23 protein-coding genes and 1 other annotated feature (1 of these 24 cut by a window edge) are annotated in these 22,974 nt (G+C 36.9%); of the genes, 7 read left to right on the forward strand and 16 right to left on the reverse strand.

The genetic code is table 11. From position 1 onward, the window contains the following. Window positions 1–3 precede the first annotated feature (3 nt). Window positions 4–747 (forward strand): bis(5'-nucleosyl)-tetraphosphatase PrpE, encoded by a 744-nt coding sequence (prpE, locus tag GX497_04315; GenBank protein HHY72446.1) that lies wholly within the window; start codon window positions 4–6, stop codon window positions 745–747. Window positions 748–815: 68 nt separating this feature from the next. Here the strand turns inward: prpE and GX497_04320 are convergent, their stop codons facing one another. From GX497_04320 to GX497_04330, 3 genes are read right to left on the reverse strand one after another with little or no spacing between them, the layout of a single operon-like run. Beyond that, entirely contained in the window at window positions 816–1,706 is an 891-nt protein-coding gene (locus tag GX497_04320) for an RluA family pseudouridine synthase (protein ID HHY72447.1), read from the reverse strand. 28 nt (window positions 1,707–1,734) lie between these two features. Then, a complete protein-coding gene (locus GX497_04325) occupies window positions 1,735–2,193 on the reverse strand; it encodes a GNAT family N-acetyltransferase (GenBank protein ID HHY72448.1) in 459 nt (152 codons plus the stop codon). Continuing rightward, window positions 2,190–3,008 (reverse strand): NAD kinase, encoded by an 819-nt coding sequence (locus GX497_04330; protein ID HHY72449.1) that lies wholly within the window; start codon window positions 3,006–3,008, stop codon window positions 2,190–2,192. Before GX497_04330 ends, GX497_04325 begins: the two co-directional genes overlap by 4 nt. Before the next feature lie 142 nt (window positions 3,009–3,150). On the opposite strand from GX497_04330, the gene GX497_04335 reads away from it, so the two are divergent. After that, window positions 3,151–3,747 carry a CYTH domain-containing protein gene (locus tag GX497_04335; protein HHY72450.1) on the forward strand — a complete coding sequence of 199 codons (597 nt, stop codon included), beginning with the start codon at window positions 3,151–3,153 and terminating at the stop codon, window positions 3,745–3,747. Beyond that, window positions 3,744–4,388, forward strand: a complete 645-nt coding sequence (locus tag GX497_04340; protein ID HHY72451.1) for a lytic transglycosylase domain-containing protein — start codon at window positions 3,744–3,746, stop codon at window positions 4,386–4,388. Before GX497_04335 ends, GX497_04340 begins: the two co-directional genes overlap by 4 nt. A gap of 27 nt (window positions 4,389–4,415) precedes the next feature. Here the strand turns inward: GX497_04340 and pssA are convergent, their stop codons facing one another. Then, window positions 4,416–5,114 carry a CDP-diacylglycerol--serine O-phosphatidyltransferase gene (gene pssA, locus GX497_04345; protein HHY72452.1) on the reverse strand — a complete coding sequence of 233 codons (699 nt, stop codon included), beginning with the start codon at window positions 5,112–5,114 and terminating at the stop codon, window positions 4,416–4,418. Window positions 5,115–5,285: 171 nt separating this feature from the next. On the opposite strand from pssA, the gene GX497_04350 reads away from it, so the two are divergent. Both GX497_04350 and GX497_04355 read left to right on the forward strand, forming a co-directional pair. Further along, the gene (locus GX497_04350; protein ID HHY72453.1) at window positions 5,286–6,173 is read left to right on the forward strand and encodes a DsbA family protein; all 888 of its coding nucleotides are present in this window, start codon (window positions 5,286–5,288) and stop codon (window positions 6,171–6,173) included. Window positions 6,174–6,475: 302 nt separating this feature from the next. Further along, entirely contained in the window at window positions 6,476–6,670 is a 195-nt protein-coding gene (locus tag GX497_04355) for a hypothetical protein (protein ID HHY72454.1), read from the forward strand. Between the two features lie 56 nt (window positions 6,671–6,726). Here GX497_04355 and pepF read toward each other — a convergent pair whose 3' ends face one another. The 5 genes from pepF to mecA all read right to left on the reverse strand — a co-directional run bounded on the left by pepF (window position 6,727) and on the right by mecA (window position 13,811). Next, window positions 6,727–8,544 (reverse strand): oligoendopeptidase F, encoded by a 1,818-nt coding sequence (gene pepF, locus GX497_04360; GenBank protein ID HHY72455.1) that lies wholly within the window; start codon window positions 8,542–8,544, stop codon window positions 6,727–6,729. A gap of 218 nt (window positions 8,545–8,762) precedes the next feature. Then, window positions 8,763–10,058, reverse strand: coding sequence for a hydroxylamine reductase (gene hcp / locus GX497_04365; GenBank protein HHY72456.1), 1,296 nt, complete (start codon window positions 10,056–10,058; stop codon window positions 8,763–8,765). 150 nt (window positions 10,059–10,208) lie between these two features. Beyond that, window positions 10,209–11,414 carry a hypothetical protein gene (locus GX497_04370; protein HHY72457.1) on the reverse strand — a complete coding sequence of 402 codons (1,206 nt, stop codon included), beginning with the start codon at window positions 11,412–11,414 and terminating at the stop codon, window positions 10,209–10,211. A gap of 67 nt (window positions 11,415–11,481) precedes the next feature. Then, window positions 11,482–12,996, reverse strand: coding sequence for a cardiolipin synthase (gene cls, locus GX497_04375; protein ID HHY72458.1), 1,515 nt, complete (start codon window positions 12,994–12,996; stop codon window positions 11,482–11,484). Window positions 12,997–13,118: 122 nt separating this feature from the next. Next, window positions 13,119–13,811 (reverse strand): adaptor protein MecA, encoded by a 693-nt coding sequence (gene mecA / locus GX497_04380; GenBank protein ID HHY72459.1) that lies wholly within the window; start codon window positions 13,809–13,811, stop codon window positions 13,119–13,121. Between the two features lie 309 nt (window positions 13,812–14,120). Between mecA and GX497_04385 the strand changes: the two genes are divergently transcribed. Next, entirely contained in the window at window positions 14,121–14,786 is a 666-nt protein-coding gene (locus GX497_04385; protein HHY72460.1) for a TerC family protein, read from the forward strand. 10 nt (window positions 14,787–14,796) lie between these two features. On the opposite strand, the gene spxA is transcribed toward GX497_04385, so the two are convergent. Continuing rightward, the gene (gene spxA / locus GX497_04390; GenBank protein HHY72461.1) at window positions 14,797–15,192 is read right to left on the reverse strand and encodes a transcriptional regulator Spx; all 396 of its coding nucleotides are present in this window, start codon (window positions 15,190–15,192) and stop codon (window positions 14,797–14,799) included. A gap of 252 nt (window positions 15,193–15,444) precedes the next feature. Between spxA and GX497_04395 the strand changes: the two genes are divergently transcribed. Continuing rightward, window positions 15,445–15,627 carry a hypothetical protein gene (locus GX497_04395; protein ID HHY72462.1) on the forward strand — a complete coding sequence of 61 codons (183 nt, stop codon included), beginning with the start codon at window positions 15,445–15,447 and terminating at the stop codon, window positions 15,625–15,627. Between the two features lie 47 nt (window positions 15,628–15,674). Here GX497_04395 and GX497_04400 read toward each other — a convergent pair whose 3' ends face one another. From GX497_04400 to GX497_04425, 6 genes are all read right to left on the reverse strand, one after another. Next, complete coding sequence (locus GX497_04400; protein ID HHY72463.1) at window positions 15,675–16,934, reverse strand: putative glycoside hydrolase; 1,260 nt, start codon at window positions 16,932–16,934, stop codon at window positions 15,675–15,677. A gap of 231 nt (window positions 16,935–17,165) precedes the next feature. Beyond that, window positions 17,166–18,134 carry an ATP-binding cassette domain-containing protein gene (locus GX497_04405; protein ID HHY72464.1) on the reverse strand — a complete coding sequence of 323 codons (969 nt, stop codon included), beginning with the start codon at window positions 18,132–18,134 and terminating at the stop codon, window positions 17,166–17,168. Next, window positions 18,134–19,150, reverse strand: a complete 1,017-nt coding sequence (locus tag GX497_04410; GenBank protein HHY72465.1) for an ABC transporter ATP-binding protein — start codon at window positions 19,148–19,150, stop codon at window positions 18,134–18,136. The genes GX497_04405 and GX497_04410 overlap by 1 nt, the downstream gene beginning before the upstream one ends. A gap of 12 nt (window positions 19,151–19,162) precedes the next feature. After that, entirely contained in the window at window positions 19,163–20,179 is a 1,017-nt protein-coding gene (locus tag GX497_04415; protein HHY72466.1) for an ABC transporter permease, read from the reverse strand. Between the two features lie 8 nt (window positions 20,180–20,187). Continuing rightward, window positions 20,188–21,111, reverse strand: a complete 924-nt coding sequence (locus GX497_04420) for an ABC transporter permease (protein ID HHY72467.1) — start codon at window positions 21,109–21,111, stop codon at window positions 20,188–20,190. A 14-nt stretch (window positions 21,112–21,125) separates the two neighbouring features. Then, entirely contained in the window at window positions 21,126–22,760 is a 1,635-nt protein-coding gene (locus GX497_04425) for a peptide ABC transporter substrate-binding protein (protein HHY72468.1), read from the reverse strand. 110 nt (window positions 22,761–22,870) lie between these two features. After that, window positions 22,871–22,974 (forward strand) — a binding site (T-box leader) (it continues 87 nt past the right edge of the window).

Genomic DNA, 22,974 nt, shown 5'->3' on the forward strand with positions numbered 1-22,974 from the left:
TTCATAATGTATGATGTAATCGGCGATATTCATGGCTGCTACGATGAATTTGTTTCACTTACAAAAAAGCTCGGTTATGAATGGGACGAAGGGTTTCCTGTCCATCCTAACGGAAGGTTGCTAGCATTTGTTGGTGACCTAACGGACAGGGGACCGGAATCGATAAAAGTAATGGAGATGGTATATAAACTAGTTGTAGAGGAAAAATTGGCCTATTATACACCTGGAAACCATTGTGATAAGCTATACCGTTATTTCCTAGGACGGAAGGTGCAAATAACCCACGGGCTTGAAACGACAGTTGCTGAGTATCAGAAACTGTCAGCGAAAGAAGAAGCAAAAGTAGTTTCTCATTTTATGAAGCTTTTTGAACAAGCCCCTTTATATCTCCAACTCGATTATGGAAAGTTAGTAATTGCCCACGCTGGTATTCGTCAAGACTATATTGGTAAAACGGGAAAAAAGGTAAAAACCTTTGTTTTATATGGTGATATTACAGGGGAAACAAATCCAGATGGTACGCCTGTCAGAAGAGATTGGGCGAAGCAATATGCTGGTGATGCCTGGGTTGTTTATGGGCATACACCAGTTATAGAACCACGGCAACTGAATAAGACGTGGAATATTGATACAGGCTGTGTATTTGGAGGTATGCTGACAGCGCTAAGGTACCCAGAAATGGAAACTGTTTCAGTACCATCGACAATGCCGAAGGTAATAGAGAAATTTAGGAAGTTTGCTGAATAGTTTATACGGGAATCTGCGGTCTGGCAGCCAACTTTCCTGCCTCCATACTAGTTTCTGGCCGCATTCCCCTACTTTATTAATCTTTCCATATCCTCCGGCAATGGTACTGTAAACTCTAGTTCTTTTTCAAGCAAAGGATGATAAAACATTACACTTTTACTATGCAATGCTTGTCTTACAATTAAATCCTTTTTACCGCCATACAAATCATCACCTACTAAAGGATGCCCGATGTAAGCCATATGAACACGGATTTGATGAGTGCGCCCTGTTTCTAATTTTAATGACACTAACGTCCTATCAATAAACCGCTTTTTCACTTCATAATGCGTCACGGCATGTTGTCCGTCATTTCTGACTGTCCGTTCAATAATACTATTTTCCTTGCGACCAATTGGTGCATTGATAGTGCCGAAATCATCAGCAACAACATCATGAACGATAGCCTCATATTCCCTGTGAATGCTTTTCGTTTTTTGTTCTAATGAAAACAAGGAATGAACAAAGCTATTTTTGGCGATAATCATTAAACCAGAAGTATCTTTATCCAAGCGATTTACAATATGGACCGTAGAAGATAGTCCAATTTGGTCATAATAATTCATAAGGGCATTAGCTACCGTTCTGCTTTGATGCTCTCTAGACGGGATGGATGCCATGTATGGTGGCTTATTAATAATGAGGAGGTATTCATCCTCATAAACAATATGTAATGGAATATTTTCCGCTATAATTCCAAGATTGCGGTCCTCTGGTGGAAATTGGACAACTAAACAATCGCCAGCTTGTATACTTTGTCTGACCGTTACATGGTTGCCGTTTAAAACAATATCCCCACCTTGAAATTTGATATCAGCCAATGCCCGCTTCGAGATTCCTTTCTCCTTCAATAAAAATTCACGAATAAGCATTCCCGCATATTTTTTTTCAATTTTCCATTCAAGTTTAAATGAACCCATCACCAACCACCAATCACCACAACAAATTTTACAAACTGCAAAAATAAAATCTTGTATCAGTGCTTTCTATGAATCCGTGCTTTTCATAAAAGTGGGCTGCTGGGAATATCCGTTCTGTTAAAAGAACAATTGCTGTATAACCTTTTTCGATTAAGCCCATTTTTGTATCACTCATGAGCTGTTTCCCTATTCCTTTTCCTTGATAAGCTTCGTCTACACACATTTCATACAAGTAAAAAATATCCCCGCTCCACCATCTTTTTCTCGTACCAATTATAAAACCGATAATACGAGGAAAGTTTTCGGGCGGCTCCGCTTCAGCTTCTATTACAAACCCATGAAAGCCTGGCGTATTATACACATCGCGGAAATAGTCTATTGCAAGCTGAACCGTCCAACAATCATTCCACGGTTCTTTATTAAAAACAGCCACAAACAAATCTGCACAAGCGTCTAAATCACCTTCAACAAGAGGTCTTGTCCTCATCTTCGTCTATCATTCCCATCACCATTCCCTACAAAAGAATCGCGAACTCTATTCCAAAATGGGAACGGGCGGAAACGAGCAAATCGTACCTTTTTGTCAGAAACGCGGCATTGTATTGATTTAACAGCCTTATGTGTCATCGTCTTATGATCAACGGTAATTAATAAATCCGTTTCCTGCTTAGGTCTTAAAAACAATGTATGATGGCCAGGTAAAATTAATGGCGAGCCAACTGTCCGGAAGACACGATTATTAATGGATGCCATTTCTGCCACTTGGATTGCTTCAATCGACGGATGGATGATGGCTCCTCCTAATGCTTTGTTATAAGCCGTGCTTCCAGAAGGAGTAGAAATACACAAGCCATCCCCGCGGAATGTTTCAAATTTTTGCCCTTTTATTTCGACATCAATAACAAGCGATCCCTCTGGTGCTTTTATCGTCGTTTCATTTAACGATAAATAATAATGCTCTTTTCCTCCGTCAATATGGCGAACAATTGTTTCGAGAATCGGATACTCAACAACTGAAAAAGGTGTCCTCGTAAGTTCAATCACAAGCTTTTCAATTTCAGATGGCATCCAATCTGCATAAAAACCAAGATGGCCTGTATGTACTCCTACAAAAGCCGTTTTGCTTAAACGATGTTGATATTGATGAAATGCATAAAGCAATGTTCCATCCCCACCAATTGAAATAACGATATCTGGCTCCTCTTCGTCAAATACTAAATTAAAATCTAATAAATAATTTTTCATTTTCATTCTTAAAGCATTTGAGATATGATCCCCTCTTGAAGTAATCGCAAATTTCATACAATCAACTTCCAATCTTTTATTTTTATGGTATTATTTTATCACATTAGAGGCTCCATTTTAATTCAATTGATTTTAAAAACTTTATCATTCATAATATTAATTAATTGTATGTCATTATACTTGCATTTAGGAGTAAAATATGAGACAAGAAATAGAAATTGAATATAAAAACTTGCTTACTAAAAATGAATTTGCATTATTAATGGATAAATTCAATCTTCATCCTGATGATTTTGTTATCCAAGAAAATTATTACTTTGATACTTTTGATTTTTCACTAAAAGCGCAGCAAACAGCTTTAAGAATTCGTAAAAAAATGGACAAGTTTATTCTTACATTAAAACAGCCCCATGAGCAAGGACTTTTAGAAACCCATCAAGAACTTTCAACATACGAAGCTTCCCTTTTGTTACATAATGAAACGATTCAATTAATCGATGGAGCGATTAAAAAAGCCATTTGTTCTATGGGAATTCATCCAGTTGACATCAAATTTTTAGGTGTTTTAAAAACAGAGCGAGCCGAAATTAAAGACGGCGAAAACATTCTCGTCCTTGATCATAGTTATTATTTAGGTCATGAAGATTACGAGCTGGAATATGAAGTTCAAGATCCAGTGAAAGGTAAAGAAAGATTTCTGGAAATCATGAAACAAAACAATATACTAGTAAAAATGACTGAAAATAAAATCATGCGTTTTTTTAAAATAAAAGAACAAAAGGAAGAAAAGCTATGAATATTAATGTGAACCATTTAAAAACATTGATGGAAATACAAGCTTTGCGTAATTTTGGCCAAGTGCCATCGATTACAACTGGAGATAATAGAGATCCGTTTTCAGAACTTCTTGAGTCTGAGATTGAAAAACTACAAAAGAATGCTGCAACAACAGAAAAAAACAATCCGAACACTAGCTTAGTATTAAAAGAATTACAAGCATTACAACCTAATTTTAAAATTCAAAATTACTCGTATCCTGTGTCCGATAAAGCAAAATTCACTTCTAATTATGATAGCTTAATAGAAGAAGCGGCTGAAAAATACGGGGTTGATTCGAAGCTTATTAGTGCAGTGATCAAACACGAATCAAACTTCAACCCCTTAGCTAAAAGTAAAGCAGGTGCAGCAGGTTTAATGCAGCTTATGCCAGCTACCGCCAAATATCTCGGAGTAAAAAATGTATATGACCCGAAGGAAAATATACATGCTGGAACAAAATATTTAAGGAAAATGTTGGACAAGTATGACGGAGATTTGCATTTAGCTTTAGCTGCCTATAATGCTGGTCCTGGAAATGTTGATAAATTTAAAGGGATTCCTCCATTTAAAGAAACGCGGGCTTATGTAAAAAAAGTGACAGATTCCTATTTCTCATAGAACTAAAAGCGGCTAAAATAGCCGCTTTTAATCAATATCCCCTTTACTAGTTTTCCGCTTTATAAATCGATAGGCTAAATAAGCAATATAAAGTGGTGTCGCTATGTAAATAAGATAGGGAAACTTTGCATATGTATCCTTCCAAATAATATATAAAAGGCAACCAAGGAAGATTGTTACAATAGTCCCATATTTAGGCAGTGGCACTTCTTTCAAGCTTGGGATTTTAATCCGGCTCACCATCAAAAAACATAAGGCCGTAAAAACAACGGTTGTAACAATATTCGGGATTTTATCCCCAAATAGCGTTAGGATTGCTACTATACCACCCGCAGCTGTAATCGGCACACCAATAAAATAATGCAACGACGTTTTTGTCGAACTGATGTTAAAACGCGCTAAACGATACGCCCCAAATAAAGGAAATAGACCTGCTACAATAAAACCTAATTTCCCAAAATGAAAAAAATATGTATAGTAAACTAAAAAGGAAGGGGCAATACCAAAGGTAACAATATCAGCTAATGAATCGAGTTCCTTCCCTAAAGAACTATCGGCTTTTAGCATTCTTGCTAATCTGCCATCCATACTGTCCAGCATCATCCCAATTAATATTAATATCGCTGCATTATTAAATTCTCCATTTGCAGCAAAACCAATTGAAAGAAAACCGCAATATAGATTGCCTAATGTAAACATATTTGGGATGCTTTTTGTAAATCGCATGATTAATTATCACACTCCGCAAAATTATTAATTTCTCCAAATCATTATAGCACGTAAGTTGGACTCCAATAAAATGAATAATGGAAAAATCTCCAAAAGCACTTTATTTGCCCCTTCCCTCCTGCATTGCTAAAATATAGGTATCATTTCCTGAACAGAAAGGAGATATTCATGATTCTGAACAGTTCGGGTACCAGCAATGAACAAAACAAAAATAGCTGGAAACACTTATGTATGAAAAAAATTGAAATATATGTGTTCATTGATCCTCTTTGCCCTGAATGCTGGGCATTAGAACCATTGCTTAAAAAACTACAAATTGAATATGGCGATAAATTAAGCATACGACATGTGTTAACTGGACGTTTAGCGTCTTTAAATATTTCGAAAAAAGCTCCTTCTGAAATCGCCAAAGTTTGGGAATGGACTGCAAGCAGATCGGGGATGTCCTGTGATGGTGATGTATGGTACGAAGATCCGATATCAAAGCCAATTACAGCCTTCGTTGCAATTAAAGCAGCTGAACTGCAAGGCAAAAAGGCAAGCTTACGTTTTCTAAGAAAGCTTCAGGAACTCCTTTTTCTTGAAAAACAAAACATCACAAAAAAAGAGGTACTAGTTAGTATAGCAGAAATGGCTGGCCTTGACGTTCGTGAATTCACTAAAGATTTACTTTCTGATGTAGCCTGCAAAGCGTTCCAATGCGACTTGAAAATCACAAGGGAAATGGAAGTTGATGAAAGCCCAACTCTCGTCTTTTTCAATAATGAAAAAATTGAAGAAGAAGGCATTAAGCTTGCCGGATCTTATCCATATGAAATATATGTGCAGGTTTTGGAAGAAATTTTACAAAGAAAACTCATTGCCCAGACGCCTCCGCCACTCGAACAATTTTTAGCCTATTTTAAATTTGTAGCTACGAAAGAAATTGCCGTTGTCTATAACTTAACTTGTCAAGAAGTTGAAAAAGAAATGAAGAAACTACTCCTAAAACAAACAGTGGAACGTGTCCCAGTAAAATATGGAACATTTTGGCGCTATTTAGCGAATGATGATTGAGATAACCGAACAGGTTGATCAATCTATTTTTTTGGAAAAATAAAAAGAAGGTTAGGAGGGATGCCTAACCTTCTTTTTATGTCTCATCGACAGGGGGGTGGGAGAAAGTTTCACGGTCAAACAAAGGGGTTATGTTTGTTTGTGATTAACTTTACAAACTTATAATAACAAGTTTCGTTCCTTTTTACAATTAGTTTGTTAAGTTTTTCACAAAACTGTCACTTCTTCTTTATAATTCGACATATATTGCCATCATGAACTAAAAGCTTGCTTCATAGATTAATGATGAGGAGGCTTGAACTATGAATAAATTTCTTTTTTTCTTATGCAGCCTACTAATTATTACTTCTTTTTGTTTTTATTTATTAGGTTTAATGAGAATTGTTCCGCTTTTTTATACGGTTATACCTATGTTTCTCTCCATCCTTTTTACAGTACACTCTTGGAATAACCGCAATCGCTTTAAACGAATAAATCGCCGCTCATTAAAAGGGTAAAGGGACTGTTTCTTTTGAATAAATACAAACTTGAAACAGTCCCTTATTTTTTTCGCTTACATGTTTAATAGTTGTTCCATTTCCGTTAATTTTTGTTCAAACACTTTTAATGCCTCTTTAATTGGCTCACTTGATGTCATATTAACTCCAGCCCGCTTTAACACCTCAATTGGGTAATCGGAGCTTCCCGCTTTCAAAAATTCCACATAACGTTTAACAGCAGGCTCTCCTTCTTCTAAAATCTGATTTGACAAAGCTGCAGCCGCACTAAAACCAGTCGCATACTGGTAAACATAATAATTGTAATAAAAATGCGGAATTCTTGACCATTCTAAGCCAATTTCCTCATCAACAACAATACCATCACCAAAGTATTTTTTATTTAAATCATAATACAACTTTGTCAATAATTCAGCGGTTAATGCTTCTCCCTCTCGTGCCTTTTCATGAATTAAATGCTCAAATTCGGCAAACATTGTTTGGCGGAAAACTGTGCCGCGAAAGCCTTCTAAGTAATGATTTAAAATATAAAGCTTTTTCTGTTTGTCATTTTCATTTTTTAACATATAATCATTTAGCAATGCTTCATTGCACGTAGATGCAACCTCGGCGACAAAAATTGAATAATTTGCATATGGATAAGGCTGCGAGTTTCTTGTATAGTAGCTGTGAACCGAATGGCCTAGTTCATGCGCTAAAGTAAACAAATTGTTCACATTGTCTTGCCAATTCAATAGGATGTATGGATTTGTTCCATATGTTCCAGAGGAATAAGCACCGCTTCTTTTACCTTGGTTTTCATGAACATCAATCCAGCGGTTATCAAAGGCTTCTTGTAAAATCTTTTGATATTCCTCACCCATTGGTGCTAAACTTTTTTTGACGATTTCCTTTGCTTCATGATATGGGATTTCCATTTTTACATCCTTCACAAGTGGTGTATAAAGGTCATACATATGAAGCTCCTCAATACCAAGCACTTTTTTTCTTAAAGCTACATAACGATGCAATAATGGCAACTGTTCATTAATCGTCTCAACTAATGTATCATAGACGCTTTCTGGAATATTATTGCCGTCTAAAGCTGCTTCGCGCGCAGTTTTGTAATGGCGGACACGAGCATAGAAATTATCCTTTTTTATGTTGCCACTTAAAGTGCTGGCAAACGTATTTTTAAATTTACCGTATGTATCGTATACGGCTTTAAAAGCCTCTTCACGGACACGGCGGTCTGAGCTTTCTAGAAAACGAATAAAACGGCCATGGGTAATCTCGACTTCTTCCCCATTTTCATCTTGAATCGTTGGGAACTTCAAGTCGGCATTATTGAGCATTCCAAACGTCGTGCTTGCACTGCCAGTTACCTCTGAAGCTTGGGCGAGGATGGCCTCCTCACTAGCAGATAACACATGTGGACGGCTGCGGTTAAGCTCATCTAAAATATGTTCATATAGTTTAAGTTCTTTATGTTCATTTACATAGGATTTAATTTTGTTTTCATCCATTGCTAGAATTTCTGGATCGATAAAAGCGAAGCTGCTTGCTGCCTGCGTATATAAATTTTCAGCGCGGTCGTTCAGCCCTTGGTAGCAGGAGTTCGTTGTATCTTCGTCATAGCGCATATGGGCATACGTATATAGCTTGCCGATTCTTTTCGAAATTTCATATTGTGTATCCAATGCTTTATATAACGTATCAGCGGATTCTGCCAGCTTTCCTTCGTATTGTTTAATAGAGGGGATTAATTCCTTAATGGCTTTGAACTCTTTTTCCCAATCATCATCAGATGGAAAAATATCTTCCAAGCGCCATGTGTCATCGGTTGCTATTTCACTTCGTTTTGGCAATGCTTTCGGCTTTTTTTGTTCTGTCATCTTAAAACCTCCATATGAAAAATTTTCCTATATAAATAGTATATCATCCACGGCTAAAAATAAAACTTTTGGGATATGTGGATATGCACTACAGTTTCGTGGATATATAAAAAATCTCGTGGATATATCGATAATTTCGTGGATAAAGCCACAACTTTGATTGGAACAGCAACAAGGCTGACCCACAACATTCAGGTCAGCCATGCCTATTCACACTATTAAATTACTGCCATCATCATTTCTTCCATATCTTCCTTTGCATTGCTAATTAATTTTAAACCAAATGTATTCACTAATACATCTAGCACACCTTCGTTAATAAATGCCGGTGCTTTTGGTCCAATGCGAATATCTTTAATTCCAAGGCTGAATAGCCCTAGTAAAATCGCAACAGCCTTTTGCTCAAACCAAGAAAGAACAATACTAACTGGAAGTTCATTCACTTCGCAACCAAAAGCATCAGCTAATGCCATTGCAATTTTCACTGTTGAACCTGAGTTATTACATTGTCCTAAATCTATATAACGCGGGATTTCGGTTCCAGGAACAACCCCGTAATCGACGTCGTTAAAACGGAACTTTCCACATGATGTTGTTAAAATTACAGTTTCTTTTGGTAATGATGTTGCAAGCTCACGATAGTAGTCTCCACCTTTACCAGGAGCATCGCAGCCCGCTATGACGAAAAATCGTTTAATCTTACCATCTTTTACAGCTTGGATTACTTCTGGCGCTAAGCCAATGACTGTCTCATGGTGGAAGCCCGTTACTAATGTTTCGTCAGATTCGACATTTGCTTCAGGTAATTCTAATGCTCTTGCAATTAATGGACTGAAATCATCATCTGTAATTTTCGCAACACCTTCTAAGCCTGTCACTTCATAAGTCCACATTCGGTCAGCATAACTACCTTTAATCGGCATGACGCAGTTTGTAGTTGCTAGAATTGCCCCAGGGAATTCCTCAAATAAGCGGCGTTGGTCATACCAAGCTTTTCCTATATTTCCTTTTAGATGGCTGTATTTCTTAAGCTGTGGATAACCATGGGCCGGCAGCATTTCGGAGTGTGTATAAACATTGATGCCTTTTCCTTCTGTTTGCTTTAATAATTCTTCTAAAGCAAATAAATTATGTCCTGTTACAACGATTGCTTTCCCTTCAATTTTGTTTTGCGAGACACGGACAGGCTCTGGGGTTCCCAAGCGATTAACATGGGCCCTATCAAGCACATCCATCATTCTTACCGCTGCCTGACCTACCTGCATCGCCATCTCGATATGTTCCTGTACATTAAAATTGGAATTTGTTAAGGTCATATATAATGCTTCATGTGTAACCCGATCAACAAATTCATCTATGTACCCTAATTGTCTTGCATGGGTACGATAGGCTGCAATTCCTTTTAAACCAAAAATCAAAATATCTTGCAAACTTGCTATTGTTTCATCCTTTCCACAAACTCCAACTACTGTACAGCCTCCAGGTGCAACTTGCATACATTGATGACAATACATCATAACACACTCCCTTTTAACTTTTCCTTAAATGAAATGTGATAAAAATCACTTGTGATATTCATCACATCATTTATCATATAGGATGTAAAAAGATACTAGTGTGATGTAAATCACGCTTTTTGAATGTTCAAAAAACTTTCACATTTACTACATTTTATAATAATATTTTGAAAAATTATATTTTTTCAGCTTTATCAATACTACACTGTCAAGGTTACAGGCATCCTCGACATTTTTCGGTACAGCTAGATTGGCAACTTTCCGAAAGGTTGATCGATTTACTTTCCTTAACACACCTAGCTTTTCTAACTGCTGTAAATATTCCATTAAAGCAAACGAGTAGTGGCTATTTTTTAATGATGGGAGTTGTCTTATTTTCATGAAGCCCTTTTGTACTTCAGCTTTAAAGCTATAAAAAACATCCTCAAACGAAACCATCTCCCCAACTTGAAGTGGCATAATAAACATAAGTAAAATCCAACCTTGCCAGAGGATTGGCGCTGTTTTAATCCAAATCATCGACTTAACAGGAATACCTGCTTCTCCTGGCAGTAAACATAGCGGCATTCCATTTTCATAAAATATTCTTTGATAAGCTTTATCTGTATACAAATAAGAGCTTGTCCGCCATCGCCTTTTCAGAACAAGCCAATGATTGTCATTCAAAATTTGCTGATTTTCATTAGAAGTAATTATTTCAGAAAAAGAAAGTTGATTTGGGAAGAAATAATCCGTAGCAGTTAAGAAGGTGCTTGAAGAAAACGGTGTAAGTGATGATGCAATACAGAAACGAGCAGTGATAGGGCAGTAATAGATGAGACGTAAATCCTTATTATTCGCTGAAAATGCCATTAATAAATCAAATGGTGTAATTTTTAAATGATGCGCAAAATTCTTTTTAAAACGCTTTCCCCCTAAAATCCATAAAGGTATAATATTGGCGCGAAGATAGGCTTGCGTTCGTTTTAGTAATCTAGCACTATCAACGGTTGAACATTGAAATTCAATCGCATAATTTTCATTTTTCCATGTTACAAATAAATCTGGCCTTTGCTTAATTTTTGGTAGGTATTTTTCAACTTCAACATCAATTCCTTGTTGTATTAACCAATCATAAAGCTGGACCTTACCTTTTAAATGGTATTCCGATTCATTTTCGATTTGTGAATCACAATTCAATTTTGAAATATGGGCAAAATGCCATATTCGCTTAGTCCCTGTCCTCAACCGAACATGTTCTTTACAGGCTGGACATAATAATCTTTCGTTTTCGATTATTTTTAGCAACTCATGCTTTCCCCAATTTCCAACTAACGAAATCGTCTTGCCACTTTCCGTTATTGCCGTTAACAAAAAAACCACTCCTTTCTGTCGTTTCATTTCGACAAAAGAAGTGATTTTCCTGCTTTTACTTAATTTTTTATAATAGCGGTGAAAACAGTCGGGCTGCAGATTCATACAGCCTTTGAAGCTTAGGGCGATTTTGATGATTTTCAATAGTAATCTCCTTTGAACTGTCGATATCAGTAAGAAAATCGCTCACAAGCCTCTCCACACTTTTTGTTTTATATAAAAATGCATTCACTTCAAAATTCAAATGAAAACTTCTCATATCCATATTTGATGTACCTATTGAGGCAAGCTCTTGATCAACAATGATAATTTTACTATGTAAAAAACCATTACTATATTCATATACTTTGACCCCCGCCTCTAATAGTTCTCTGTAATAGGACTTAGAACCATAAAAGACAAGTTTTTTATCTGGTTTACTCGGCAAGATAACCCTTACATCAATCCCAGATAAAGCTGCGACTCTGAGAGCTGACAATATATCATCGTCAGGAATAAAATACGGCGATTCAATCCAAATTGATTTTTTCGCTGATGTAATCATTGCGAAAAACACATTTTTAATAACATTCCAATCATTATCAGGTCCGCCAGCTAATAATTGTACACCGCCAAATTCATCGTCCTCAACAAGGTTAGGGGACAAATACATCGGCGTTAATAACGTCGTCTCCGTCGTGTAATACCAATCTTGCAAAAAAATAAGCTGTAGGCTTCTCACTGCTTCGCCTCTTACATAAAGATGGGTATCACGCCAAAAGCCGAAATACTCATTTTTTCCCAGATATTCATCACCAATATTCAATCCGCCGACAAAACCAATATTTCCATCAACAACAATAATCTTGCGATGATTACGAAAATTAATTTGATTATTCAAGCCTGGAAGTCGAACTGGTGAAAAGGGCTCTATTTGTACACCGGCTGCTTTTAATTCATTAATATAATTTTTTGAAAGCTTCCACGAGCCTACCGCATCATATAAAAAACGGACTTCTACGCCAGCCTTCACTTTTTCAATTAATAGCTCTTTAATCTCAGTACCAATGACATCATCACGTACAATATAAAACTCTAAATGGATATGATGATTTGCTTTTTTCATTACCTCTAAAATCGCTGCAAACGTTTCATTTCCATTTGTTAATACCTTTGTCTCTGTATAGAAGGAAATCGGACTTTTGCCGATACGGTGAGCCAATCGGAATAGGTTTTTTTGATGGTCCCTCATCTGATTAAATTCATTTTCATTGATTTGCCGATTTCCTTCAATTTTAGCAAAAGCTTGTTCGTCCAACCATGCTTTTTTTTCAAATCTTTTTTTCTCTCTACGATAGCTTTGTCCAAAAAGTAAATAAAAAATGAAGCCTAAAATTGGGAAAACAGCTAAAACAACCATCCAGGCAATCGTACCACGCGGATTACGGTTTTCTAAAAAAATAAAAAAACCAATGAATAAGGCAGAAATTGAAATCATGATACTAAAGGTTCCGAGCAACCAACCTTCCCAATAATTATGGGTAAGTACCAATATAAGTGTCAAACCAATAATGAAGATTACAATTTGCATCCTTTTTTTCATAGGAAACTCCTTAACACATATTACCTCTTATTTATTATAGCGAAGTTTTAAATACTTTCCTACTATTACCTCTCCACATTTAGGACATTAGAAAAAGGCTTCACAAAAAGTGAAACCCTCAATTATCTTCCAAGTGGAAAATGTTGTTTAATTTGCTCAAGTGCATTGCTTGCTATGACTTCTTTGCCGTATTCTTGAATGCGATGGATTGACAATCGCGACTCATAGCCAAATTCAAGAATTTGACATAAAATATCGTCTTCATCCTCCTCTTCAAACTTTTCTTCATCAAATCCTATATATAAATAGTATTTATCTTCGAAATGATACAGGCTACTAAAAAGGCCATCAGCATCAATACTATGACTTAATGTGATGACATCTTCAAAATCGTGAAACCCAATGAGAAAACGGATGGCTTCGTCGCTATATTCATCGTCTGTAAATGGAAAATCTTCATATTGCTCATCAGCATTATTCGTTTTATCTAATAAAGCTTCAATATTATCGTCAACCGTTAGATCAATATGCTTATCAAGCCCAATGGGCAATTCAAGCTTTTGACCATCCATTGATAATTGTGCTTTCGTTACTACTATTTCCAAACCTTTTTCTAGTGCTTGAACTTGAATCCATAATGGTCCTTCTATTGCGAAGTCTTCTCTATTGTTAACTTCATCCATCATTTCCCAAAACAATTCTTCACTGCGCTCACGGTTATACCAGATTTCTTCACGATCAAATCCACGATCTTCGATGTCACGATATGTTACATAAAACTTTACTGTATGCTCATTGATTCTTTCGATTTCCATAATTCTCTCTCCCTTCTATTCAAAGTTTTTTTGAAGGGACTACCTAACCCCCGAGCGTTTGCTCTACAAAATGATAGTTATAAAAACAACATGCCCAATTTTAAATAGAAGTAACCTTGTACTTCTATTTTATGATAAAAAGAATAATAAGGGAAATAAAAAATACTAAATAAAGAAAAACAGGCTTTTATTTATCATATGCGCTTTTCTTGACTGACATAAAAAAAAGGCTTATAGTGAATTTTGGACATCCCTGTAAAAATTGTTAATGATACTAAATAATGACGGAACATAAGGGGGGGCGGTTGTTTGGATTTTGAACTTCTTACTCAAGTATTAATTATCATAGGTATTGATATCGTACTTGGAGGGGACAATGCAATTGTCATTGCACTTGCCTGCCGGAACCTCCCTGTTACAAGACGAAATAAAGCCATCCTTCTAGGAACTGGATTAGCAATTGCCGTAAGAGTCATGCTTACAATTCTTGCCGTTTACTTATTAATGATTCCTTATTTACAGCTTGCCGGTGGATTATTTCTCCTATTTATCGCCTACAATTTACTTACTGATGATGGCAATGATAGAACCAAAATAAGAGGAGGAACGACCCTCTTCCAAGCAGTACGAACAATTGTTGTCGCTGACGTAGTAATGGGGTTCGATAATGTACTAGCTGTTGCTGGTGCTGCTGGCGGAAATATCTACTTAGTTATCATTGGGCTATTAATTTCTATTCCAATCATCGTTTGGGGAAGTAAAATTATTTTAAAATTCATGGAGCGCTTTCCAGTTATCATTTACATTGGTGCCGGAATCCTCGCCTTAACAGCAGGTAAGATGATTACTCATGAAGAACGAATTCAGCCCTTCTTAAACGCGTTTAAATATTCTCACTATATACTACCAATTATTACGATTATCATTGTCCTTTTAGCAGGTGCGATTAAAAAAACTTCTACGAAAAATGCGTAGAAGTTTTCCACTAATTTACTAAACGCTGTGCTTCACGTAATTGAAATGTACGCACCCTTCTTGGTAAAAAGCGACGGATTTCATCTTCGTTATAACCGACTTGGAGACGTTTTTCATCAATCATAATTGGACGTCTTAACAAACCAGGATTTTCACTAATAAGCTTAAAAAGATCTTGCAATGGCATTGTTTCTAAATCGACATTAAGTTCTTGAAAGATTTTCGACCTTGTTGAAATAATTTCATCCGTTCCATTCTCAGTCATTCTCAAGATTTGCTTCGTTTCTTCAATCGTTAATGGCTCTGTAAAAATATTCCTTTCCTTATAAGGGATTTCATGTTCTTCCAACCATGCCTTTGCTTTGCGGCATGATGTACAGCTTGGTGATGTAAATAATGTAACCATTACAACTCACTCCAATCTAATTCAAAAGTTTTTATATAAACACTGACTATTACTTTAAAATTATTTTAATTTATCTATGGTACAATTATACAATAAAACTAATCAGAAATATATAAGTTTTTAAAAATAATTGTGTAATATTTCTTTACAATTTATATACGATTCAAATTCATTTTGGTTTCCCTCTTTTCTTTTATATAAAGATTTTATAAAATAGTATGTAGGACAGAAAAAATGGGGGTAATGTTTATGATAGTAGGATATATTATTGATTATGCTATTATAGCGGGTCTAATTATTGGGATTACAGCATTAAATGGTGTCATTACACATAATATTGGCTATCGTTTTTTCGGACGAGGTAACCGTGATTTGCATGCTGACCAAACAAATAAAACACAAGCAGGCTGGAAATTGGTTGGCGGGAAAAGATAATAAGACAAAAACACGACATTTTCCGCATTGGCAAATGTCGTGTTTTTTTATTTTTGCAATGGAGTATAATCAACTCCAAGTGTATAAGTATTGGCAGCATCCCATAATAAGAATTCTTGTATCCCATTCTCATTTAACGCTTTAATTTGTGCCTCAACCTCTGCTTTTCCATAGTGCATATAATTGCCTTTTCCTAAATAAGTCGCCGTAAAATCTTGAAGCCAAGGTCGTGAAATCGGACGATTTTTCAATTCGTTTAGCTTCGCGTTCTCCATTTTCGTATATTCGCTCACTAAGCGATAAGGCTGTAAATCTGGTTTAGCAATCCCAAAATAAGAAGTCCAATGACTTGGGTAAATCATCGAAGAAATAACATCAACATTCTCAGCAATTTTCGAAAAGTTTTGGCCAATCCCAGGGGCTTCAGGCAAAGTTGCCGTATAGCCGAAAATATCAACAGAAAGCTTCACATCATAAGGTTTCAATTTTTCTCTGGCGTAAGCAACAAAATCGGTTATAGCTTGCACCCGTTTCTGGACATTATCCATTTCAATAGCTTTATATTCTCCCATGCTATACGCTAGTACTTGATCCCGTTTCTCAAATCCTTCGGGAAAGCGAACATAATCAAATTGGACCTCTTTAAACCCTAATTTTGCTGCCTCAATCGCAATTTGCACGTTGTGGTCCCAAACTTCTTTTAAGAATGGATTCACAAACGATTCTTTGCGACCATTTTTCCATACTGCACCGTTGTCTAAAAACGAAAGATCTGGCCTTTGCTTCGCCCACACTGTATCTTTAAAAACAACAATTCTTGCGATTGGATAGACCTGTTTTTTTTCTAAAAGCTCTAAAAGCTCCCGAGGATTTTTAATATAAGGCTTGCCAATCGCTGTGAAGGCTGACCCTTCCTCAGGCAGGTAAGTAAGATTTCCCCAATCATCTTTCATATCGATGACAACCGCATTTAAATCAGTAGTGTCCATTAAATTCATAATTCCTGCGAAATTTTTTCCGGAACCAGAAAGGTTTTTCGAAATGCCGCCATAATAGTCCAGATAATTTTTGTACCCACCTGCAGTATGGGCTGTCATATAAACTCCTCTAACAGCATCGGGATATGGAAATGAAAGACCTGTATCATATTTAAATCTTGGCAACGCCCCAATCAATTCCATCTGCTTTACTTCAGTATACTTCTTTGCATGAAAACTTGCCGATAGCTTTTGTTCTTGTGCATAGGTTGTATTAGAAAATATAATTCCAAATGTTAAAAATAACAGTAATAAGTATGTAATTCTCATTTCCCCCACTCGTCTTCCCATGTTGACGCTCCTATCATATATATTTGGCATGACTGTTATTATTATAGGACATTTTTAGACAAGAAACATTGTTTTTTGGCATATTTCAATCATTTCCACGAGAAAAACAAAAACCAGCTGGAAGTTTTAAACAGCTAGTTTTCGGTTAGTAAAGTATATTCATATCATGTTTACATATTCATCGATAGGCGTGAGACAGTTATTTCAATTTTAATAAAGATGGCATGCTACCCAATGGTTTTCACTAGCTTCGTTCCATTTTGGCCCTTCCAGCTTACATAAGGATAATACATATGGACAACGCGTATGGAAGTGACAGCCCTCTGGTGGATCCATAGGGCTTGGAATGACTCCCTCCAAAATAATTCTTTCCTTTGCACGTTCACTTCTAGGGTCTGGCACTGGAATTGCAGATAGCAATGCCTTTGTATAAGGGTGCAGCGGGTTTTCATATAACTCGTCACTTCCCGAAAGCTCAACAAGGCTTCCTAAATACATGACACCAATGCGGTCGCTTATAAATTTAACCATTGATAAATCGTGAGCTATAAATAAATAAGTCAATTGCCGTACTTCTTGAAGCTGCTGCATGAGATTTACAATCTGCGCCTGAATTGAAACATCTAAAGCTGAAATCGCTTCATCTGCAATAATAAATTCCGGGTCGACTGCCAAAGCCCGTGCGATACCAATACGTTGTCTTTGCCCACCTGAAAACTCATGAGGATATCTGTTAGCATGTTCACGATGTAAACCAACTATTTCTAGAAGATGATATACTTTATCAAGTCGCTCTATACGACTTTTAGCTAGACGATGGATGTCAATGCCTTCTGCGATTAAATCTGCTACTGTCATGCGCGGATTTAATGATGCATAAGGGTCTTGGAAAACCATTTGCATTCTGCGATTTAATTTTTTTAGTTGGGCTTTTGATTTTTTTTCGTGAACATTTTCCCCTTTATATAAGACAGCACCAGATGTTGCTTCATAGAGGCGAATAATCGTCCGTCCTGTTGTCGACTTGCCGCAGCCTGATTCACCAACTAGTCCTACTATCTCACCTTTCATTATTTTAAACGAAACATTATTGACTGCTTGCAGCATTTGCTTTTTTCCTACTTTAAAATGCTTTGTTAAATTTTTAACCTCAATTAATAGTTCTTTTTTCTCAGCCATCAAAATGCACCTCCAAATGCACCTAAAGGTGAGGCTACCTTTGGAGCCCTTTCATCCAAAAGCCAACAAGCGGCTAAACCTGTCTCCGAATACTTTGTATATTCTGGCATATATTTTGTACAAACTGCCATCGTGTAAGGACAACGCGTTGCAAAAGCACAACCAAGGGGTGGTGAAGCTAAATTTGGCGGTGTCCCGGCAATGCTATAAAGCTTCCCTTTTTTTGTAGAAAGCTTTGGCATCGACGCTAGTAAACCCCATGTATATGGATGTTTTGGCTCATAAAAAATTTCCTCAACTGTACCTGTTTCAACGACTTTCCCAGCATAGACGACAAGAACCCGATCCGCGATATTGGCAACAACACCAAGGTCATGGGTAATCATAATAATCGCTGTCCTTATTTTTGCCTGAACATCCTTCATTAAATCTAGAATCTGCGCTTGGATTGTGACATCTAATGCAGTAGTCGGCTCATCGGCAATTAACACTTTAGGTTTACAGGCTAAGGCGATTGCGATGACAACACGTTGTCTCATCCCGCCTGAAAATTGATGGGGGTATTCGTTTTGGCGGATTTCTGGATTTGGAATTCCAACAAGACTTAACAGCTCTATAACCCTCTTTTTTACCTCAGTTTTACTTAAATGCTCGTGCTTCGTGAGCCCCTCCGCAATTTGTTTTCCTATTGTCATTGTGGGATTTAACGAAGAAAAAGGGTCTTGAAAAATCATTGAAATTTCCCCACCACGAATGGCCTGCATTTGTCTTTCATTATAGTTCAATAGGTTTGTTCCTTGATAGTAAATCTTCCCCTCCTCAATCGTAGCAATAGAAGGTGGAATTAAGCGCATGATCGCTTTAGACATTACAGACTTTCCTGAGCCGGATTCCCCGACGATGGCAAGCGTCTCTCCTTTTTTTAAATAAAAGTCAACACCGCGAACAGCCTGCACCACTCCAGAACATGTATGAAAAGAGACATGAAGATTTTTTACTTCTAAAATAGGATTCAATTGACCTTCCTCCTATCTTCGCATTCGAGGGTCTAACGCATCACGGAGACCATCCCCTACTATGTTAAAGCTAATCATGATTAAACTTATAATCACCGATGAAACGATTAACATATGTGGAAATATTCGCATTGTTTTGAAGCCGTCATTCACAATTGTTCCTAATGAAGCTATCGGCGGGCGTAATCCTAAACCTATAAAACTTAAAAAAGCTTCCGTAAAGATGGCACTAGGAATCGTAAACATTGTCGTTATAATAATGGCACCTGCTACATTCGGGATTAATTGTTTCCATAGCAATCTTTTATTACTTGCCCCTAAAGTTTTTGCTGCAAGCACAAATTCATGTTCTTTTAATTTCAAAATTTGTCCGCGAACAACACGTGCCATTCCAACCCAACCTGTTATCACCATCGCTAGTGTAATTGATAAAATTCCAGGCTGTAAAATAAGAATAAATAGAATGACAACGATTAAATTCGGAATCCCAACTAAAATTTCAATGATTCTCTGCATCACATTATCAATTCTTCCTCCATAAAAGCCTGAAATTCCGCCAAAGAGTACACCGATTATTAAATCAATCGCTGCCGCTAAAAACGCGATACAAAGAGAAATCCTCGTTCCTTGCCAAGTTCTTGCCCATAAGTCACGACCTAATGTATCCGTACCAAACCAATAATATTCGTCAATTCCTTTTTTTGCGTATTGATCAACACCAAGAATGTCAACACCGTTAAACGATAAAAAAGAAACATTCTCTAAAACTGGGATTTTCGGCGGCAAATTAGCCCGCCGCAAATCTTGTTCAACATGAGAATGTCCACCTAAAAATGGACCAACTATCGCAAGGATGACAATCATACTAATCATCATAAGGCCAATTAAGGCGCCCTTATTCTTTTTTAGTCTGAGCCACGCATCTTGTCCATATGTAAGACTGTTACGAGAAATTGCCTTATGGCCCTTTTCATCGATTTTCACAGGCTGAAATAAATCGCTTGTTATTGGATGATTTTCGCTACTCATGATTTTCATTATTCCCCCCCTGCTAAACGAATCCTCGGGTCAATCCATGCGTATAATAAATCGACAATAAAGACGATGACAATAAATAAGGCAGCATAGAATAATGTTGTTCCCATAATGACGGGATAATCGTTTGTCATAATTGACAGCACGAACTGTTCGCCAAGGCCTGGAACTCCAAATATTTTTTCAATGACTAAAGAGCCTGTCATAATATTAACGGCAAGCGGCCCAATAATGGTGATAACTGGAATTAACGCATTTCGAATGGCATGTTTAAAAACAATCGTAAGTTGGCCAAGACCTTTACCTTTTGCGGAAACGATATAATCCTGTCCCAAAACTTCCAACATTTCCGTTCTCATAAATCTTGCTACTTGGGCAATTACAAATACGGAAAGGGAAAGCGTTGGTAAAATCGTATATATATACCCTTCCCAAAAAGCAGCTGGTAAGAGCCGCCACTTTACGCTCATCCAATATTGCAAAAGTCCAGCGAACACAAATGAAGGGATTGACAAGCCAAGCACCGCTAAAATCATTGCCCCATAATCAATCATCGTATTATGCCTTAGTGCAGCGATCATTCCTAAAAACCCTCCCACCAACGTGCCAAAAACCAACGCTTGTCCACCTAAAAAAGCGGAAACTGGAATTCGTTCAGCGATTATTTTCGCTACTGGCCGCCCGTCATATTGAAAGGAAACACCTAAGTCCCCCTGTAATAAATTAGCAATATAAATCACATACTGCACAGCTACAGGCTTGTCCAAACCATAACGCTTATTCATTAATTCAATTTGATCCTCAGTCAATTTTTCATCATTAAACGGAGAGCCTGGTAAGGTTTGCATTAGAAAAAAAGTGAGTGTGGCGATGACTAAAAAAGTGAGTACCATATAAAAAAAGCGGTTTAGCAAATAACGGACCACTCCAACACCACCTCTTATTTTCCTTTCCCTTCAATATAAGTCCATTTAAAGCTGTATTGAGGGCCAAATGGATGTTCAAGCAAACTCTTCACATAATACTTTTGTAAAGCCGCTCGTCCACTTTGATAAAGTGGAGCCAATACGGCATCCTCTTTTAAAACAATCATTTCCGCATCCTGCAGGCTTTCAAACCGTACAGCCAAATCATCAAGATTGTTCATCGCATTGTTGATGATTTTGTCATATTCTCGATTTGAATAATTCGTTTTGTTATTACCGCCATCTGTTACCCACAGGTCCATATAGGTAAGCGGATCATGATAATCAGGACCCCAGCCCCAAAGTTGGATATCATAATCAATGGCATCATCTAGAGCAAGACGCTGCTTAAACGGCTGAATATTGATATTGATTGACAATCCCGGAAGATTTGATTCCAATTGATTTTTAATATATTCTGCTATCCTCTTTATTTCATCACGATCATTTATTAATAAATCCCAAGTAACCGTAGGAGAACCAGCCATTTGCCAATATTCTTTCGCTTCCTCTTTATTGTAGGAAACAATGTTTCCATATTTTGTGCGGAAATCTTCACCTGTTTTCGGGTGTTTCACAAATCCCGCTGGAAAAAAATAATCAGCTGGTAAAGAACCATTATTTAATAAATATAAAACAAAATCGTCTTTATTAATGGCGCGCTGCATCGCTTTTCGCTGCTCTATCGGAATGCGCTTTACATTAAACTTTAAGTACACCATTGACGGGACACTATACGTTTTAAAATCCGGGTGGTCTTTATACAACTCAACTAATTCTGCACTTAAGCTAGCACGGTCCGCTTGCCCTGTCTCAAAAAGATTTGTTTCTGTTGTTGAATCTTTAATAACTTTATAGTTGATTTGCGCTAAGTTTACCGTTTCTTTATCCCAATACTGTGGATTTTTCTTAAATGTCCAGCCGCTAGTCGTCCAATTGGTCATATAGAAAGGACCATTATAAAGCATTTTATCGGCATAAAGAGCATAGTCCTCCCCAATGGCTGCAACGAACTCCTCTTTTTGCGGAAAAAAGGTTGGAAACGCTGTTAAGCTAATAAAGTATGGCACAGGAATTTCAAGCGTAACTTCTAATGTTTTATCATCTAAAGCCTTCACGCCTAATCTTTCGACTTTTCCAAACAATGGGTTCCCTTCCGTTATAATCGCCTGAGCATTTTTGATAGGCTTCAGCAAATAGGCATAGGGGGAAAGTGTTTCCGGGTTTAATGCTTTTTTCCAAGCATAGATAAAGTCATTTGCTGTTACCGGGGAGCCATCACTCCAATTTGCATTTTCATTCAAAATAAAAGTAAGCACGCTACCATCATTATTTTTTATTACATCCTTTGCAACACCAGGCACTGGAGTATTTTCAGGGCCAAGCCGATACAACCCTTCAAAAACTTGATTCATAGCTACAAACGAGGCGCTATCATCTGCCCTTGTCGTATCCATTGTCGGTAATTCAGCAGACTCAAGCAAGTTTAAAACTTGTTCGTTTTCTTTTGCTCCGTTGCTCTCTATCTCTCCATTACTAAAACCACAAGCAGCTAGGATAATACTAAATAGGAATGTCATGATAAAGAGTAAAGACAATTTAGCCTTCATTTTATTAACCTCCTACTAGTAGTATTTTCCTTTTATATTTCATTTCATTCACAACTTGATTTTTATAAAACTGTTTACTATAATAAAAATCATCTTTCCAATTCAATATGATGATTGCAATGATAAAAGAAAAGTACATATCTTGAAGCTTATAGAGAGCTTGTGGTTGGTGGGAACAAGCAGTGAAGAGATATGGAATGGGCTTTTGAGCAAC

It is taken from the genome of Bacillus sp. (in: firmicutes), assembly GCA_012842745.1.
Lineage (GTDB): Bacteria > Bacillota > Bacilli > Bacillales > Bacillaceae_J > Schinkia.

Bases quoted from the DNA above. Each gene is read 5' to 3' on its own strand.
- hcp (HHY72456.1), bottom strand. From the start codon at position 10,058: ATGTATTGTCATCAATGTATGCAAGTTGCACCTGGAGGCTGTACAGTA.
- GX497_04425 (HHY72468.1), bottom strand. From the start codon at position 22,760: ATGAAGGCTAAATTGTCTTTACTCTTTATCATGACATTCCTATTTAGT.
- mecA (HHY72459.1), bottom strand. From the start codon at position 13,811: ATGGAAATCGAAAGAATCAATGAGCATACAGTAAAGTTTTATGTAACA.
- GX497_04335 (HHY72450.1), top strand. From the start codon at position 3,151: ATGAGACAAGAAATAGAAATTGAATATAAAAACTTGCTTACTAAAAAT.
- GX497_04320 (HHY72447.1), bottom strand. From the start codon at position 1,706: ATGGGTTCATTTAAACTTGAATGGAAAATTGAAAAAAAATATGCGGGA.
- GX497_04340 (HHY72451.1), top strand. From the start codon at position 3,744: ATGAATATTAATGTGAACCATTTAAAAACATTGATGGAAATACAAGCT.
- pepF (HHY72455.1), bottom strand. From the start codon at position 8,544: ATGACAGAACAAAAAAAGCCGAAAGCATTGCCAAAACGAAGTGAAATA.
- GX497_04330 (HHY72449.1), bottom strand. From the start codon at position 3,008: ATGAAATTTGCGATTACTTCAAGAGGGGATCATATCTCAAATGCTTTA.
- pssA (HHY72452.1), bottom strand. From the start codon at position 5,114: ATGCGATTTACAAAAAGCATCCCAAATATGTTTACATTAGGCAATCTA.
- GX497_04350 (HHY72453.1), top strand. From the start codon at position 5,286: ATGATTCTGAACAGTTCGGGTACCAGCAATGAACAAAACAAAAATAGC.
- GX497_04325 (HHY72448.1), bottom strand. From the start codon at position 2,193: ATGAGGACAAGACCTCTTGTTGAAGGTGATTTAGACGCTTGTGCAGAT.
- GX497_04405 (HHY72464.1), bottom strand. From the start codon at position 18,134: ATGGCTGAGAAAAAAGAACTATTAATTGAGGTTAAAAATTTAACAAAG.
- GX497_04415 (HHY72466.1), bottom strand. From the start codon at position 20,179: ATGAGTAGCGAAAATCATCCAATAACAAGCGATTTATTTCAGCCTGTG.
- spxA (HHY72461.1), bottom strand. From the start codon at position 15,192: ATGGTTACATTATTTACATCACCAAGCTGTACATCATGCCGCAAAGCA.
- cls (HHY72458.1), bottom strand. From the start codon at position 12,996: ATGAAAAAAAGGATGCAAATTGTAATCTTCATTATTGGTTTGACACTT.
- GX497_04355 (HHY72454.1), top strand. From the start codon at position 6,476: ATGAATAAATTTCTTTTTTTCTTATGCAGCCTACTAATTATTACTTCT.
- GX497_04400 (HHY72463.1), bottom strand. From the start codon at position 16,934: ATGAGAATTACATACTTATTACTGTTATTTTTAACATTTGGAATTATA.